12 protein-coding genes are annotated in these 16,343 nt (G+C 62.4%); 3 read left to right on the top strand and 9 right to left on the bottom strand.

Annotated features, from left to right (window positions below; all coding sequences use genetic code 11):
• Positions 1–80: 80 nt before the first annotated feature.
• Positions 81–611 (top strand): dihydrofolate reductase, encoded by a 531-nt coding sequence (locus tag BLS61_RS07600; protein ID WP_090429504.1) that lies wholly within the window; start codon positions 81–83, stop codon positions 609–611.
• A gap of 104 nt (positions 612–715) precedes the next feature.
• A complete protein-coding gene (locus BLS61_RS07595; RefSeq protein ID WP_090429502.1) occupies positions 716–1,363 on the top strand; it encodes a YitT family protein in 648 nt (215 codons plus the stop codon).
• A gap of 58 nt (positions 1,364–1,421) precedes the next feature.
• On the opposite strand, the gene gloA is transcribed toward BLS61_RS07595, so the two are convergent.
• The 4 genes from gloA to ilvD all read right to left on the bottom strand — a co-directional run bounded on the left by gloA (position 1,422) and on the right by ilvD (position 8,723).
• On the bottom strand, positions 1,422–1,949 hold the full coding sequence (gloA, locus tag BLS61_RS07590) for a lactoylglutathione lyase (protein ID WP_090429500.1): 528 nt from the start codon (positions 1,947–1,949) through the stop codon (positions 1,422–1,424).
• A gap of 237 nt (positions 1,950–2,186) precedes the next feature.
• Positions 2,187–2,645 (bottom strand): metallophosphoesterase family protein, encoded by a 459-nt coding sequence (locus BLS61_RS07585; protein WP_090429891.1) that lies wholly within the window; start codon positions 2,643–2,645, stop codon positions 2,187–2,189.
• 108 nt (positions 2,646–2,753) lie between these two features.
• A complete protein-coding gene (eruA, locus tag BLS61_RS07580) occupies positions 2,754–6,776 on the bottom strand; it encodes an NACHT domain-containing antiphage protein EruA (RefSeq protein WP_090429498.1) in 4,023 nt (1,340 codons plus the stop codon).
• Positions 6,777–6,884: 108 nt separating this feature from the next.
• Entirely contained in the window at positions 6,885–8,723 is a 1,839-nt protein-coding gene (gene ilvD / locus BLS61_RS07575) for a dihydroxy-acid dehydratase (RefSeq protein WP_090429496.1), read from the bottom strand.
• Positions 8,724–9,166: 443 nt separating this feature from the next.
• Between ilvD and BLS61_RS07570 the strand changes: the two genes are divergently transcribed.
• A complete protein-coding gene (locus BLS61_RS07570) occupies positions 9,167–10,009 on the top strand; it encodes a poly(ethylene terephthalate) hydrolase family protein (protein ID WP_090429494.1) in 843 nt (280 codons plus the stop codon).
• Positions 10,010–10,043: 34 nt separating this feature from the next.
• On the opposite strand, the gene BLS61_RS07565 is transcribed toward BLS61_RS07570, so the two are convergent.
• The 5 genes from BLS61_RS07565 to BLS61_RS07545 form a co-directional block, all read right to left on the bottom strand.
• Positions 10,044–10,898, bottom strand: coding sequence for an ABC transporter permease (locus BLS61_RS07565; RefSeq protein ID WP_090429492.1), 855 nt, complete (start codon positions 10,896–10,898; stop codon positions 10,044–10,046).
• Positions 10,899–11,031: 133 nt separating this feature from the next.
• Positions 11,032–12,267 carry an ABC transporter permease gene (locus BLS61_RS07560; protein WP_090429490.1) on the bottom strand — a complete coding sequence of 412 codons (1,236 nt, stop codon included), beginning with the start codon at positions 12,265–12,267 and terminating at the stop codon, positions 11,032–11,034.
• Positions 12,268–12,411: 144 nt separating this feature from the next.
• The gene (locus BLS61_RS07555) at positions 12,412–13,485 is read right to left on the bottom strand and encodes an ABC transporter substrate-binding protein (protein WP_090429488.1); all 1,074 of its coding nucleotides are present in this window, start codon (positions 13,483–13,485) and stop codon (positions 12,412–12,414) included.
• 22 nt (positions 13,486–13,507) lie between these two features.
• Entirely contained in the window at positions 13,508–14,626 is a 1,119-nt protein-coding gene (locus BLS61_RS07550) for an ABC transporter ATP-binding protein (RefSeq protein ID WP_090429486.1), read from the bottom strand.
• A 424-nt stretch (positions 14,627–15,050) separates the two neighbouring features.
• Positions 15,051–16,250 (bottom strand): class I SAM-dependent rRNA methyltransferase, encoded by a 1,200-nt coding sequence (locus BLS61_RS07545; RefSeq protein ID WP_090429484.1) that lies wholly within the window; start codon positions 16,248–16,250, stop codon positions 15,051–15,053.
• Positions 16,251–16,343: the final 93 nt, after the last annotated feature.

Below are 16,343 nucleotides of genomic sequence, written 5' to 3'. Positions count from 1 at the left end.
ACAGAGGTCCAAGCCTAGACGGTTCTGTGCGCCATTCGGCAAAGCCAAAGGTGGGCTGCGGGTGCGCCGGGTGCTCTGCTATGCTCGCGGCCATGAAAACCACACTGCCTCTTTCCCTCATCGCTGCGCTCGCGCACAACCGCGTGATCGGCCGCGACAACCAACTGCCCTGGCACCTGCCGGCGGACCTCAGGCATTTCAAGGCCCTGACCCTGGGCAAGCCGATCATCATGGGGCGCAAGACCTGGGATTCGCTCGGTCGGCCGCTGCCGGGCCGGCTCAATATCGTGGTCAGCCGCCAGCCGGGCCTCACCCTGGAGGGCGCCGAGGTGTTCGCCAGCCTGGAAGCGGCCATTGAGCGCGCCGATGCCTGGGCGCGTGAAGAGGACGCCGAAGAACTGATGCTGATCGGCGGCGCGCAGCTCTACGAACTGGGCCTGTCCCAGGCCGATCGCCTGTATCTGACACGTGTCGGCCTCGACCCCGATGGTGACGCCTTCTTTCCTGAAATCGACGAGGCCTTGTGGCACATGACCTCCAGCGTCGAGCATCCAGCCTCTGCCGAGACGCCCTTCTATGCCTTCGAGGTGTGGGAACGGCGCGGCGCATAAGCATAACGACCTTTCCGGCCGTCTCTGCCGCCTGATCCCACCAGCGCGCAAGACGGCCATTGCCTTGCCTCTGCCGTAATTTGAATGTTGCTGCAGGTATTTCGATGACCGATCAATCACCCGTCGACGAACGCCCGGGCGCCGTCGCTGCACTCTTCGTGCGTCACCCGCTGTGGGAGGATGCGCTGGCCTTGCTGTTCGGCACCGCCCTGGTGGCCCTGGGCATCGCCTTCTATGCCCATGCCGGGCTGCTGACCGGCGGCACCGTCGGCATTGCCTTTCTGGCCAACTATCAGGCTGGCTGGTCGTTCGGGCTGGTGTTCTGCCTGGTCAACCTGCCGTTCTACCTGCTCGGTATCTGGCGCATGGGCTGGGGCTTCACCTTGCGTACCGGTTGCGCGGTGCTGCTGGTTTCGCTGCTGGCCGAGGCGACACCGCACTGGGTCGCTTTCGCCCATCTCAACGCCGTGTATGCCGCATTGTTCGGTGGCGCTGCGATGGGCCTGGGGTTGCTCATGTTGTTCCGCCATCGCGCCAGCCTGGGCGGGGTGAACATTCTCGCCCTGTACATGCAGGAACGCTTCGGCTTTCGTGCGGGTGCGGTGCAGATGGCCATCGACGCGAGCATCGTCTTGGCGGCCATCTTCGTGGTGTCGCCAGACAAGGTGCTGCTCTCGGTGCTGGGGGCGGTGATGCTCAATCTGGTGCTGGCGATCAATCACCGGGCCGATCGTTACGTCGGCGTCAGTTGATCCCTGCAACGAACGCGGGGCAGCCTCGCGGGAGGCAGCCCCTCGCTAGGTTCGAGCGTCAGATCACTTCGGTGAACTGGATGATCTCCACCCAGTAGCCGTCCGGGTCCTTGATAAAGGCGATGTCGCGCATGCGCCCGTCGGTCAGGCGCTTCTGGAAGGGCACGCCGAGGTCTTCGAAACGCTGGCAGGCCGCCTTGATGTCCGGCACCGACACGCACAGGTGGCCAAAGCCGCGCGGGTCGCTGTTGCCGCTGTGGTAGGAAAACTCCGGGTCTTTCTCGGTGCCGTAGTTATAGGTCAGCTCCAGCACACCGGGGATGGACTTGCGCCACTGATGGCGGGCGGCCGGATCGGCCGGGATCTGCGACTTGTCATTGATCAAGGCGAGGAAGTACAGGCTGAATTCGGCGTCGGGGAAGTCCTTCTTCTCCAGCAGGGTGAAGCCCAGCACGCGGGTGTAGAAGTCCAGGGATTTCTGCAGATCCTTCACGCGGATCATGGTGTGGTTGTAGACGAAGTCGGCGGTGGCGACGTCGGGCTTGGCGGTCACGCCGGGAATGGCGTTGAGCTCGTCGAGGGTCATGGGGTTCTCCATCAGGCGGGAATGGGGTCGGCGCTGAAAGGCCGTATCTGCCTAGATGGCTTCGCCCATGGCGTTTTTCAAGGTCGAATGTCACAGCAGGGTGGATGGGACTCTTTCATCTGCCTTTCTGGCGTGGTGTTTTGACTGGTGGGCTGAAGCCCAGCCTACAGCCATGCCCGATCGAGTAGGGTGGGCCGGGCGGAAATCCGCTTCAGCCCACCAATTCCAGCTCCCGCATCAGACCTGCAGCGTGATCAGTTCGGCCCGTACCCGGCCATCCTCGATATGCAGGATGCCCACGCCGATGGGCAGCTTGAAGCGTCGCGGTCCGGCGCTACCGGGGTTGAGATAGAGCACGCCGTCGCGCTCTTCCTGCTGCGGCTTGTGCGAATGCCCGGCGATTACCACGTCGATGCCTTCGGCCTTGGGATCGATGGCCAATTGCTTGAGATCGTGCAGTACATAAATGCTGACCGCGTCGAAGTGCAGGACCAATTGCTCAGGAATGGCGTCGGCCCAGGCCTGGTCATCGTTGTTGCCGCGCACCACCGACAGCGGCGCGATGCGCTGCAGTTCGGCAAGGATATGCGGCCCACCGATATCGCCGGCATGGATCAGATGATCGACGCTATGCAGCGCTGCCAGCGCTTCGGGGCGCAGCAGGTTGTGAGTATCGGCGATCAGGCCGATGCGCATAGGCTGATAATCATTGGTGCTCATTACATCCGCTCCGTGCAAGTTAAGGCGTAGAGCAGGGCTCTGTAGGTATTCACCTATACCAGTTAGGCCCAGCGCTAATGTACGTCAGGGCCAGCTGACATCCAGCACGCGTACGAAAACCCTTTTCCGCTCCTCCTCCGATAGTTGGCTTTCCAATTGAGCCCTTAGTTCATTGGGTGTCGAGGGTTTTGGCTTCCTTTTCTGAGGGCTTTTCAGTTTCTTGCTGTCGCCAAACCAAAGCACCAAATAGATCCCGTGGCCTGCAGACTTCGGTGCATGTGCATATTGGGTAATGAGTTGATCGCGCAAAGCTGTCCATAGCTTTTCGTGATCGTCACGCTTGATCTCAATTGGCAGTGCGGATAGGTTGCGGTAGTCGAGATGAAGATCGGCGCGCTTGTCGCCTGCATGGTCATATTCCGGAGCAATGCCAATGCCGTGCGCATCCAGGCGTGAGCGCAAGCGGGCCAGTAGGACATCGCGGCATAGGTTCTCCCCGCGGCGGCTGCGCGGCTGCCTAGTGGGGATATTCCAGAACATCCGATAGCCGTCGTCATTAGCGTGGCGTAGTTCATGGGCGATGTCGTCTAGATGACACAAGGTCAGGTGCATTAGATCGGCGACATTTGCTGGCGCCTGGTTGGCTAACACATCGGCGACCGCTTCCAAACCAAGGAAGTGGAATTCAGCTTCTCTCTTGCGTGCTTGCTGCTGCTCCAATGTGCTCCGAATACGGTAGTGCTGAGACGCCAGAACTGGGATATCAAGCAGGCGCTGAAGCTCATTGCGGGCTTCTGCCGTAGTTTGCGTACCCAACCAGTCGATCATCCCGCGCAGTTCCTCACCCAGATCCATCGCGGCTGTGACGAAGCCTCCTCGACCCCGCTCCATATCAGCGTGACGGATAAGTGTCTCGATCAAGCGGCCCAGAATATGTTCGGGTTGGGAGGGGCGTAGGGCCTGTAGCTGAATGCCTTGCATCAGGACTTCCACCGCTAGCTGCATGGCTACATCGGCCGCCTCTGCTTCGCCGAGGCGTTGCCAGAACTCCTCTGATTCGTCTGCGCTGCCAGTCAGAACCTGTAGCGCCAGCCACAGAAGGCGCTGTTCAGCATGGAGTTGTGGCGACTTCAGCTTTTGCCGTGTCAGCGCAGCGAGACATTCCGGAGCAAAAGCTAGAGCTGCTTTCAGCAACTGGCGCAGGTCATGGAGCTGCTGGGCCGCTGCTGTTTCGGGAAATTGCCGCAGCAATTCTGAACTGGCGAGCTGGGCAACTTTTGTATAGGAACTATCCTCACTCAACGCGTACTCCATGCCGGCCGAGGAATTGCCTGTAGCAAAAACGCTGGCAGCGTGGAGCAATAGTACGCGGCTAAATAGTTCGGGGCGCTGCTGTGCGACTTGTGCGCGCCAAGCGTTCAGTTCATCCAGCCCAGGGTATGGTGTGCAGAGATGCATAGCCAACAGTCTTTCGACTTGGTCATCTGGTAGTTCAGCTACCTGTGCGGGTGTATCGATCCAGCTCAGCTGCAGGCCAAGCAGGCACGGCAGGCTAATGTAATAACGCTCTCCGGTTTGATTCAGAGCTATGATCTCTGCAGCAGAAGGCAAGTCAGAGCGCTGTAGGGATTTACGAAACCCAGATTCGGCGGCCTGCATGAGCTCATTGCCTAGATCGCTATAGTTGGCGAAGCGCTCGCTCGCGGTTTCTCCATTGATATCCCAGAAGCCGAACAGCCAAACGGTTGCCAGTTCGTCAAGAAGGCCGGCAGTGGCTGTACCAGTAGCAATTGTGTGAAGTTCGGGGCGAAGGCTCTGGGTTCGTTGGTGTCGTTCCTCGGCTTGTTGCTTCTTGTCAGTAAGGCTTTGTGCTGCATCTTTTAAGCGCCAGTAACTTTGTTCTAAATCGCAAGTGAGCCATTCACTAAGCCAATCAGCCCTGCTTGGAAATTTCTGACCCCATTCATCCAGCACTTCCAGCGATAGTCCCCTGGCTCCGCGATCCTGCAAAAGAGCGTAAACAGCTTGCTGTAAATGAACTCTTGCTTCCGCCTCATCTGTGGTTCCGGCCAAATGCAGATGCCAAAGCCCTATATCTTCTGCTGGCTTGGCGCCATGTAGCCGAAGGGATTGATAAGGAAAGGCTTCAGCTTTGATGCATTGCTCAAGCACGGCTTTGTACTGCTGTGGGTGGCGTTCAAGCCAATTTTGAATCTTCAGCTGTGAGTCGTGATCCCGGTTGAAGTAGCCATGCTGATCTGCTCCGACGCCCAGCCAGTTAAATAGTTGCTCGCTCGTGGTCGATTCACCTAACTCATCGAGGGTATGAGCAAGCAAACGACCAATAGATCGAGAAATCATCCAATCGGATCTGTACTTGTTGAAAACTTCCTGTTTGCCGCAAAGTCCATCCAACAGCGCTGGCAGATGTGCCTGTGGCGCTCGCTCCGGCAGCCAGCGCTCCCAGAACATTCGGTAGCTGCCGATCAGTCGAGAGTCTTTGGGAGAGTGGAAACACAGAAGTAACTCAGTGGGCGACAGATGTTCGGGGTATAGAAAATCCAGCAGTTTTCCCTGTAGCTGGTCATCGTTGTCGTCAACCTGACTGCTGCAGATTTGCGACAGCAAATCCTTGGTCTCAACAGGAGAGGCCATTTTAAGCCAGATACTGAGTGCGCTAGTTCTGAGTCGTGGCCAAAGCGAAGCGTCTTTGATCATCGCGAGCAGCGGTGCTGCTAAGGTGACATCAGCATGCCCGTATTTAAGAATATCCAGCACACAGTCCATATCTGACTGGGCCCCATCATCGCGCTCGGAAGCCAGCAGAATGCGTTGAAAGTCCCCGAGCAGCGACTCGTCTGCCAAGGCTCTGAATCCAGACATGTCTTGCCAAAGGTGCCAGCGATATCCGGGGAATCTCTCCGCTTGCTGGCGCAGAGCCTGCAGCAGGTAGCGCTTGTCTGCGGTGCTGAATGGGCCGACATCGCCATACAGCACAATGCCAAGAGGATCTGCTTCTATCAGGCGCCTGCGTATTGACGTGCTTTGTTGTGCTAGCCATGCGAGTAGCCCCCGCAAGTCCGCGACTACTCCTCCGTCGAAGCCGAGTAACAGGTTAAGTAGCCGGCCATGGGGAAGACTCTCCCGATCCAGCTTGTCCGCCAGCCATTTTGCTGCCAGATATTCGGCGATGCTGCGGTGGTGAGGGATTAGATGATCGGTGTTGCCAGGGGCGGGGGTGAATAAAGCTGACTGTAGTGCTCTTCTGGCTGCAGCAGGAATCTCTGGTTTGAACTGGTTGAGTTCTGGGTAGTTACTGTCACTGGAGTCTGAGTCGCTGGAAATGCCTGCCTTGCTAGAAAGCAGCTGCACAGCGAACAACTGCCCTGCCGCTTTCAACATGGTGTCGTTATCGACTGCTTTGGCTTCACTGGTTTGCCGGTGGCGAACATTGTTTTCTTCCGCCAGTTTCTCGCAGGCGATTCGATAGACCTCGCTGCGGCTTTCCGGCCATTTTTCACCGCTGACGGCCCTAGCCATCAGACCGAGCATCTGAGGGTTACTCAGCAGCGCGGCAATACCGTGACGCTCGGCTTGTTCCATAAACGCTTTGGGGTCGTTGACGTTGTAATTGCTGTGCAGGATTTGCTGGATGTCCTCACCGCTCAGCGGACACAGCTGCAATATCATCAACAGGCCATCGGGGCTGGCGCCTTGCAGGTCAGCGACGTCGGTCGAGCCATACCAGTCAGCTGCGCGGCAGGAGAGTCGGAAAGCAGGTTTGCTAAGCCGAAGTAGTTGTTGGCGGATGCGTAGAGGTAGGCTGTCAGCACCTGCGGAGCGGGCCTCATCCAGTGCGTCGATGAACAGAGTTTTCTCGCGCCACTCCTCTAGCGGTGGTGTCGTGTTTATAAGTTCGTTCACTGTGACATATACGCCCTCGACCTCCAGAGCGGCCTGCTTCAGGGCTTCACTCTTGCCCGCTCCGGGCTCGCCCAGCAGAACCCATGCAGGCGTCATGCGAAAGTTGTTGAGTGGTAACTCTTCTAGCCTCTGTTCTTTATCCTGCGTTTCCGCAACTTTCTGCACTCGCCTGGCTACCAGCATCGTCCTTATCCCTCAAAGCCGCATACCTAGCAGAATACAGGGCTGATCAGTGGCGCAGAAAGCAAAGCGCCCCGCTATTGCGGGGCGCTTTTAAACTACTGAACAGGTTTAACCGTCGAGCATCGCCTTGTCGCGCACCGCGCCCTTGTCGGCGCTGGTGGCGAGCAGGGCGTAGGCCTTGAGCGCGGTCGAGACCTTGCGCGCGCGCGGCTGCGCCGGCTTCCAGCCCTTCTTGTCCTGCTCGGCACGGCGGGCGGCCAGTTCTTCATCGCTGACCAGCAGGTTGATGCTGCGGTTGGGAATGTCGATGAGGATCTTGTCGCCGTCGTTGACCAGACCGATGGCGCCGCCCGATGCGGCTTCCGGCGAGGCGTGACCGATGGACAGGCCGCTGGTGCCGCCGGAGAAGCGGCCGTCGGTGAGCAGGGCGCAGGCCTTGCCCAGGCCCTTGGACTTCAGGTAGCTGGTCGGATACAGCATTTCCTGCATGCCCGGGCCGCCTTTCGGGCCTTCGTAGCGGATGATGACGATGTCGCCAGCCTTCACCTCATCATTGAGGATGCCCTTGACCGCGCTGTCCTGGCTCTCGAACACCTTGGCGGTGCCTTCGAACACATGGATGGACTCGTCGACGCCGGCGGTCTTCACCACGCAGCCATCGAGGGCGATGTTGCCGTACAGCACCGCCAGCCCACCCTCTTGGGAATAAGCGTGCTCGACGCTACGAATACAACCATTCTCGCGGTCGTCGTCCAGGCTCGGCCAGCGGGTGCTCTGGCTGAACGCGGTCTGGGTCGGAATGCCGGCAGGGCCAGCCTTGAAGAAGTGGTGAACCGCTTCGTCCTGAGTCTGGGTGATGTCCCACTGGGCGATGGCATCGCGCATGCTCGGGCTGTGCACGGTGGCTACGTCGGTGTGCAGCAGGCCGCCGCGGGCCAGCTCGCCGAGGATGGAGAAGATGCCACCGGCGCGGTGCACGTCTTCCATGTGGTACTTCTGGATGTTCGGCGCCACCTTGCACAGCTGCGGTACCTTGCGCGACAGGCGATCGATGTCGCGCAGGTCGAAGGCCAGCTCGGCTTCCTGGGCCGCGGCCAGCAGGTGCAGGATGGTGTTGGTCGAACCGCCCATGGCGATGTCGAGCATCATGGCGTTCTCGAACGCCTTGAAGTTGGCGATGTTGCGCGGCAGCACCGACTCGTCGTTCTCGCCGTAGTAGCGCTGGCACAGCTCGACCACCAGGCGCCCGGCACGCAGGAACAACTGCTCGCGGTCGGCGTGGGTGGCCAGAGTCGAGCCGTTGCCCGGCAGCGACAGGCCCAGGGCTTCGGTCAGGCAGTTCATCGAATTGGCGGTGAACATGCCGGAGCAGCTGCCGCAGGTCGGGCAGGCGCTGCGCTCGTATTCGGCGACCTTTTCGTCACTGGCCGAGGAGTCGGCAGCGATGACCATGGCGTCGACCAGGTCCAGGCCGTGGTTGGCCAGTTTGGTCTTGCCGGCTTCCATCGGCCCGCCGGAGACGAACACCACCGGGATGTTCAGGCGCAGGGCAGCCATCAGCATGCCGGGGGTGATCTTGTCGCAGTTGCTGATGCAGACGATGGCGTCGGCGCAGTGGGCGTTGACCATGTATTCCACGGAGTCGGCGATGATCTCGCGGCTCGGCAGCGAATAGAGCATGCCGTCGTGGCCCATGGCGATGCCGTCGTCCACGGCGATGGTGTTGAATTCCTTGGCCACGCCGCCGTGCTTCTCGATCTCGCGGGCAACCAGCTGACCCAGGTCCTTCAGGTGCACGTGGCCGGGCACGAACTGGGTGAAGGAGTTGGCGATGGCGATGATCGGTTTCTTGAAGTCTTCATCCTTCATCCCGGTGGCGCGCCACAGGGCACGGGCGCCGGCCATGTTGCGGCCGTGGGTGGAGGTTTTCGAGCGGTAATCGGGCATGACACGGTTCCTGCGGCTGATCAGGTGATGTTCGTATGGTGAGCGTCGACTGGACCGGATGCAAACGGAAGGTGGCCGCGCGTTCGGTGGGGCCGCAGGACGCCGCGGGGTGGCCGCGCGTCTGGCCCGTGCTCAGGGCCCGCCAGGGGATGGGTGGCGAGGAATGCCCCCGATTCTACGCCCGCCACCGGCACAGCGCCAAGGCGCGGCTGATTGTCGGTGCAGGTGGCCGTCATTCCTTGGTGCGATGCCATTCATCCGGTTGCACCCTTTGGGGGATTGCCGGTTTGACCGGTCGGTCAGCTAGGCTGCGCGAGGGTGTGCTCTGCTCCATCGGCGCCCGCACTCGCCAGCGCAAGGATGTGTGCTGCGCCGCTCTGCCGATGTGGTGGTTCGCAGGGCGATGGCGACTCGTACAACAACAATGGAACGAGGAAGCTTCGATGTTCGACTTGAAATTCGGTGGCCTGGCGGCCGCCTGCCTGCTGCTCTGCTCCACCGCCCTGGCCGCTCCCCTGCCGGACACGCCGGGAGCGCCATTTCCGGCCGTAGCCAATTTCGACCGCAGTGGCCCGTACGCCACCAGTAGCCAGAGCGAGGGGCCGAGTTGTCGCATCTACCGGCCCAGCAACCTGGGGCAGGGCGGCGTGCGTCATCCGGTTATTCTCTGGGGCAATGGCACCGGCACCGGGCCAAGCACCTACGCCGGGTTGCTGTCGCACTGGGCCAGCCATGGCTTCGTGGTGGCTGCAGCGGAAACCTCCAATGCCGGCACCGGCCGGGAAATGCTGGCCTGCCTGGACTATCTGGTGCGGGAGAACAACAACCCCTACGGCACCTACGCCGGCAAGCTCAATACCGGGCGCGTCGGCACCTCCGGGCATTCCCAGGGCGGCGGCGGTTCGATCATGGCCGGGCAGGACACCCGGGTGCGTACCACGGCGCCAATCCAGCCCTACACCATCGGTCTGGGGCACGACAGCGCCTCGCAGCGCCGCCAGCAGGGGCCGATGTTCCTGATGTCCGGCGGCGGCGACACCATTGCCATTCCCTACCTCAACGCCCAGCCGGTCTACCTGCGCGCCAACGTGCCGGTGTTCTGGGGTGAGCGGCGTTACGTCAGCCACTTCGAGCCGGTCGGCGACGGCGGTGCCTACCGCGGCCCCAGCACGGCCTGGTTCCGCCTCCAGCTGATGGATGACCAGGGCGCGCGCGGCACCTTCTACGGCGCGCTGTGCAGCCTGTGCAGCAGCCTGCTGTGGTCGGTGGACCGTCGCGGTTTCTAGCGGCGCGTGATGCTCCGCCCTGCGGGGCGGGGCATCAGGTCGGAAGCTCGATGCCGCGCAGGCGTTCGGCGCGACGGCGCAGCAGTTCGAGGGTCACCAGCAGGGCGATGGACACCAGGATCAGCAGGGTGGCGATGGCCAGGATGCTCGGGTTGATCTGCTCGCGCAGGCCCGAGAACATCTGCCGCGGAATGGTGCGCTGCTGCGGGCCGGCCATGAACAGGATCACCACCACCTCGTCGAACGAGGTGATGAAGGCGAACAGCGCGCCGCTGATCACCCCGGGGCGGATCAGCGGCATGATGATGTCGAAGAACACCCGCAGCGGTGTGGCGCCGAGGTTGAGGGCGGCGCGCGCCAGGCTGTAGTCGAAGCCGGTGAGCGTCGCGGTGACGGTGATGATCACGAAGGGCGTGCCGAGCGCGGCGTGGGCGAGGATCACCCCCAGGTAGCTGCCGGCCAGGCCGAGGTTGGAGTAGAAGAAGAACATGCCGGCGGCGGTGATGATCAGGGGCACGATCATCGGCGACAGCAGCAGGGCGGTGATGAAGCGGCGATACGGCATGTCGTCGCGTGCCAGGCCCACCGCGGCGCAGGTGCCGAGCACCGTGGCCAGGATGGTGGCGAAGATGCCGATGACGAAGCTGTTCTTGATCGCCAGGATCCATTTCGGGTCGTTGAGGATCTCCCGATACCAGCGCAGCGAGTAGGCCTCCGGGTCCAGCGTGAGCATGCCTTCGGTGAAGCTGAAGAACGGCTCGGCATTGAACGACAGCGGCACGATCACCAGGATCGGCAGGATCAGGAACAGCAGCACCAGCCAGGAACTGACCTTGAGCAGCCAGTTGCCGAGGTGGTGCCAGAAACCGTAGTAGGCGGGGATTTTCATGGCGCCGTGCCCGGGGCGAGGTGACGGCCGCTGCCGCCTGTAGCCCGGACGCAGTCCGGGAACCAAGAGGTCACGAGTTTCCCGGATTGCATCCGGGCTACGCCGTGTTGCTGCGATGCTGATACGGCCATGTTCATCCCAACTTGATATTGCTGGCGCCGACGAAGCGGTCGTAGACCCAGTACAGCAGCAGGATCAGCCCCAGCAGCAGCGAGCCCAGCGCGGCGGCCAGCTCCCAGTTGTTCGAGCGCTGCATGTGGAAGGCGATGATGTTGCTGATCATCTGCCCGTCCGTGCCGCCCACCAGCGCCGGGGTGATGTAGTAGCCCACGGAGATGATGAATACCAGGAGCGCTCCGGCGCTGAGCCCGGGCAGGGTCATCGGGAAGTAGATGCGGGCGAAGGCCGGGATCGGCTTGTCGCCCAGGCTCAGGGCGGCGCGCATGTAGCTGGGGTCGATGCCGCGCATCACGCTGTACAGCGGCAGGATCATGAACGGCAGCAGGATGTGGGTCATCGCCACCACGGTGGCGAACGAGGTGTAGAGCATTTCGAAGGGCTGGCTGATCAGGCCGATGCCCATGAGCGTGGAATTGATCACGCCGTTGGTCTGCAGCAGGGCGATCCACGAGGTGGTGCGCACCAGCAGGGATGTCCAGAACGGTAGCAACACCAGCACCAGCAGCAGGTTGGCGCGGTTCGACGGCAGGCCGGCCAGGTAATAGGCCAGTGGGTAGCCGAGCAGGGCGCAGAGCAGGGTGATGACCAGCGCCATGTTCAGGGTTTTGGAGTACAGCTGCAGATAGATCTGCGTGTCCTGGCGCACCTGGATGCCTTCATCGGGATGCAGCTCCAGGTCCAGGGCGGTCAGGTAGTAGTCGTAGGTGTAGACCTTGCCGGCACGTTCGATGGCGTACCACAGCTCGGGGCGGCTCCAGTTGCGGTGGCTCTCGAGCAGGGTCTCGACGCCCTGGCTCGACAACGCTTCGGCATCCATCCGGCCGATGCGCCGCGCGGTGGATTTGACCACGCTGGACATGCCGGTGAAGGCGCGGTTGAACTCCTCGGACAGCTTGCCGGACAGGCGCTGCTTGTCGAGGGCGTGCAGTTCGCTGACGAACACGCTCAGCGTGCGTTCGTCGGGCAACTGCTTGTGATCGTCCCAGCGCTCCAGTTCGGCCAGGGTCAGGGGAATCAGCTCGGCCACCGTCGGGTGATACACGCTGCGCCACAGCATGCTGCCGATGGGAGCGACGAAGGTGACGAGGATGAACAGCAGCAGCGGCGCCACGAACAGGAAGGCGGTGAGGCGCTTCTTGCGGCGGGCGCTGGCGGCTTGGCCGGCTTCGCTGGTGGTGAGCGATGACAAGGTGTTACTCCGTAAAGCAGGGCGTAGAGCGAATGCCTAAATAGCTCCCTCTCCCGTTTAGGGGAGAGGGCTGGGGAGAGGGTGGCAGACTCTCCCTCTCCCCCAACCCCTCTCCCACAAGTGGGAGAGGGGAGCCGATGGCCTTTACTTCAACAGCCACTCGTTGAACTTCTCGCCCAGCGATTCGCCGTAGTCGGCCCAGAACTCCGAGCCGGCCTGGATGCCTTTGTCCAGGTGGGCGGTGGGCAGGTGTGGCGCCGCGCTCTGGTCGGCCAGCGGCATGGACGACTTGCGGGTCGGGCCGTAGGCCACGTCCGGCATGCCGGCCAGCGGCTTGGAGCCGGTGGCGTACTTGATGAACTCCATCGCCAGGTCCTTCTTCTTCGAGCCCTTGACGATGGCCCAGGCGTCGAGGTCGTAGACGTGGCCGTCCCAGACGATCTCGAAGGGTTTCTTCTCCTGCACGATGGCGTCGTAGAAGCGGCCGTTGGCCGACTGCACCAGCACGGCGCCGCCGTCATTGAGCAGCTGCGGCGCCTGCGACCAGGAGTCGAACCAGACGATGTCCTTCTTGATGCTGTCCAGCTTGTCGAAGGCGCGTTGCTGGCCTTCCGGGGTGGCGAGCACCTCGTAGACTTCGGCGGGCGCGACGCCATCGGCCATCAGCGCCCATTCCATGTTCACCTGCGGGCGCTTGCGCATGGCGCGCTTGCCGGGAATCTTGGCGGTGTCGAAGAAGTCGCCAATGCTGGCAGCCTTGGTACCGCCGATGGTGTTCTGGTTGTAGGCAAACACCACCGACCAGACGATATTGCCCACCGCGCACTCGCTGGCCAGGGCTTCGGGGATGAAGTCCTGCGCGGCCGGGGTGCCGTCGATGCCGGGCGGCAGGGCGCTGTGGTCGAGGCTTTCCAGCAGGCCTTCGGAGCAGGCACGCTCGAGGTCGATCACCTCGAAGTCGACCACGTCCCACTGGATGTTGCCCGACTCGACCTGCGCCTTGATCTCGGCGACGCCGCCGGAGTAGTCCTCGAACAGTACCTTGACCCCGGTTTCCTTCTGGTAGGGGTCGATGACGTGCTTCTTCTGCGCCGCGCCATAGGCGCCGCCCCAGGACACCACGGTGAGGCTGTCCTGGGCCGTTGCGGTGCTCGCGGTGAGTCCCAGCGCCGCCACCAGGGCGAAGGTGGAAACGCTGGTAGTCAGTGATCTAGCCATTGCTGTGCTCCATTTGCTTCTACTAGTTGTGGGGTGGGACTTCCGATCGATCCAGTGCCTGGCTGTCTTCCGGCAGCCAGGCGAGGGCGACTTCGTCATGAGCGTTGAGGTGCGGGGCCGAGCTGTCGTTGAGGTTCTTCACCACCAGCTCGCTGCCGCTGGCGGTCTCGAAGTGATAGCGGATGTATTCGCCGACGTAGTGGCGGGTGACGAAGCGCGCCTTGACCTGGTTGCCGCTGCCGCCGAGGCGGTCGGTGAAGTTGAGCTTCTCCGGGCGCACCGACACCGTGGTCGGCTGGCCGACTTCGGTGCAGTTGGCCTTCAGCGTCCGGACCAGGCCGCCATCGTCCAGACGCACCTGCACGCTGTCGTCGGCGACGCTTTCGATCACTCCGGCCAGCTTGTTGCTCTCGCCGATGAAGTCGGCGACGAACAGGTTGGCCGGACGTTCGTAGAGCACGTGCGGCGCGGCGCACTGCTGCACCACGCCGTTGTTGAACACGGCGATGCGGTCGCTCATGGTCAGCGCTTCGGTCTGGTCGTGGGTGACGTAGATCACGGTGAAGCCGAGCTGTTCGTGCAGGCGCTTGATCTCGAACTGCATCTGCTCGCGCAGCTTCTTGTCCAGCGCGCCGAGCGGCTCATCCATCAACACGATGTCCGGGGCGAAGATCAGCGCGCGGGCCAGGGCCACGCGCTGGCGCTGACCGCCGGAGAGCTGGCCGGGGTAGCGGCCGCCGAAGGCCTGCAGCTCGACCAGGGCGAGGTAGTCCTCGACCTTGGCGCGGATCTCGTCCTTGGGCAGCTTGCGGATCTTCAGCGGGTAGGCCAGGTTCTCGCGGATGGTCATGTGCGGGAACAATGCGTACTGCTGGAAGACCATGCCGATGTTGCGGTCGTAGGGGGCGATGCTGGTGACGTTGCGGCCGTTGATCAGGATCTCGCCGCTGGTCACGTCCTCGAAACCGGCGAGCATCATCAGGCAGGTGGTCTTGCCGGAACCGGAGGGGCCGAGCAGGGTGATGAACTCGCCCTTGGCCACGTTGAGGTTGAAGTCCTTGACCACCAGGGTCTTGTGGTCGTAGGTCTTCTTGACGTTGGTGAATCGCAGGAACGCGTCGTTCCCAGCCTGTGCAGTCATAGTCCTCCCCATCACCCGCAATCTGGAGCCAGCTCGTGGCCGGCGCCAACATCCTGAATCGATGCGGCCCTATCGTGTAGGCCGTTCGTTATGTAAATAGCCAAAAGCAATAAGCACGCCACTCGACCGTTGCTCGGCCGATGGTGCTCTGCTTCGCCGGTTACAGCCTAGTTCAGCCTGGGCGCAGGTGCAGAGCAGGTGTGGGAGGAAGTAACAGGCGGGAGGAGGGAAGGCACCTGACGACACGCACTGGGCTGGTGCGTGTCGCTCGAGCCTGGGGCGGGCGTCGGTTGCCGATCACATGGCCGTTGCGCCGCGAGCCACCGTCAGTCCATGGCCCGGATGCAATCCGGGGCGGTGCCTGGCGCCAGGCCATTCCCGGATTGCATCCGGGCTACGGCTGCAACCGTCTTGGTTCGCGGGTTTAACTATTGGGCAGCAGCCGTACCGTCAGGCTCTTGATATAGCGCGTCTCGGCGATGGCCGGGTGTACCGGGTGATCCGGGCCCTGGGCGCCGCGCTCGAGCAGCTGGATGTTGCGATCCAGATGGCGTGCGCTGGTCAGCAGGATGTTCTGCAGGTTGTCCTCCTCCAGGTGCATGGAGCAGCTGGCGCTGACCAGGATGCCGTCCTTGTTGAGCAGGCGCATGGCGGTTTCGTTGAGGCGGCGGTAGGCGGCCTCGCCGTTCTTGATGTCCTTCTTGCGCTTGATGAAGGCGGGTGGATCGGCGATCACCACGTCGAAGCGCTCTTCGGCGGATTTCAGTTCGCGCAGCGCGGCGAACACGTCGCCTTCGACGCAGGTGACCTTCTCGGCGAAACCATTGAGCGTGGCGTTGCGCTCCACGCCGTCGAGGGCGAAGCCGGAGGCGTCCACGCAGAACACTTCGCTGGCACCGAAGGCGGCCGCCTGCACGCCCCAGCCGCCGATATAGCTGAACAGGTCGAGCACGCGCTTGCCCTTGACGTAGGGCGCCAGGCGCGCGCGGTTCATGCGGTGATCGTAGAACCAGCCGGTCTTCTGCCCTTCGATCACCGGCGCCTCGAACTTCACCCCGTTCTCTTCCAGTGCGACCCACTCCGGCACCTCGCCGTAGGCGGTTTCCACGTAGCGCTCGAGGCCTTCGGCATCGCGTGCGCTGGAGTCGTTCTTGAACAGGATGCCGCTGGGCTTGAGCACCTGGATCAGCGCGGCGAGCACGTCGTCCTTGTGCGCCTCCATGGTGGCCGAGGCCAGCTGCACCACCAGGATGTCGAAGAAGCGGTCGACCACCAGGCCCGGCAGCAGGTCGGAGTCGCCGTACACCAGGCGGTAGCAGGGCTTGTCGAACAGGCGCTCGCGCAGGCTCAGGGCGACGTTGAGACGATGCACCAGCAGGGACTTGTCCAGCACGTGCTTGACGTCGCGCGACAGCAGGCGGGCGCAGATCAGGTTGTTCGGGCTCATGGCAACGATGCCCAGCGGTTTGCCGCCGGCCGCTTCGAGCACGGCCTGGTCGCCGGCCTTGAAGCCATGCAGCGGGGTGGCGGCGACATCGATCTCGTTGCTGTACACCCACAGATGGCCGGCGCGCAGGCGTCGGTCGGCGTTGGCTTTCAGGCGCAGACTGGGCAGGGAAGACATGAGTTCGGGCTCCGCGGGGAAAAGAGCGGGATTATAGCGGTTTGCAGGCCGGCCCGGCGGTTACAAAAGTCGACTGCGGGCCTGCCCCTGCAT

Source organism: Ectopseudomonas guguanensis, from assembly GCF_900104265.1.
In the GTDB taxonomy this organism is placed as follows: Bacteria; Pseudomonadota; Gammaproteobacteria; order Pseudomonadales; family Pseudomonadaceae; genus Aquipseudomonas; species Aquipseudomonas guguanensis.
This window is presented reverse-complemented; position numbering and strand designations above follow the sequence as displayed.

Coding starts and splice junctions, on each gene's coding strand:
- BLS61_RS07600 (WP_090429504.1), top strand. CDS start 81: ATGCTCGCGGCCATGAAAACCACACTGCCTCTTTCCCTCATCGCTGCG.
- BLS61_RS07595 (WP_090429502.1), top strand. CDS start 716: ATGACCGATCAATCACCCGTCGACGAACGCCCGGGCGCCGTCGCTGCA.
- gloA (WP_090429500.1), bottom strand. CDS start 1,949: ATGACCCTCGACGAGCTCAACGCCATTCCCGGCGTGACCGCCAAGCCC.
- BLS61_RS07585 (WP_090429891.1), bottom strand. CDS start 2,645: ATGCGCATCGGCCTGATCGCCGATACTCACAACCTGCTGCGCCCCGAA.
- eruA (WP_090429498.1), bottom strand. CDS start 6,776: ATGCTGGTAGCCAGGCGAGTGCAGAAAGTTGCGGAAACGCAGGATAAA.
- ilvD (WP_090429496.1), bottom strand. CDS start 8,723: ATGCCCGATTACCGCTCGAAAACCTCCACCCACGGCCGCAACATGGCC.
- BLS61_RS07570 (WP_090429494.1), top strand. CDS start 9,167: ATGTTCGACTTGAAATTCGGTGGCCTGGCGGCCGCCTGCCTGCTGCTC.
- BLS61_RS07565 (WP_090429492.1), bottom strand. CDS start 10,898: ATGAAAATCCCCGCCTACTACGGTTTCTGGCACCACCTCGGCAACTGG.
- BLS61_RS07555 (WP_090429488.1), bottom strand. CDS start 13,485: ATGGCTAGATCACTGACTACCAGCGTTTCCACCTTCGCCCTGGTGGCG.
- BLS61_RS07550 (WP_090429486.1), bottom strand. CDS start 14,626: ATGACTGCACAGGCTGGGAACGACGCGTTCCTGCGATTCACCAACGTC.
- BLS61_RS07545 (WP_090429484.1), bottom strand. CDS start 16,250: ATGTCTTCCCTGCCCAGTCTGCGCCTGAAAGCCAACGCCGACCGACGC.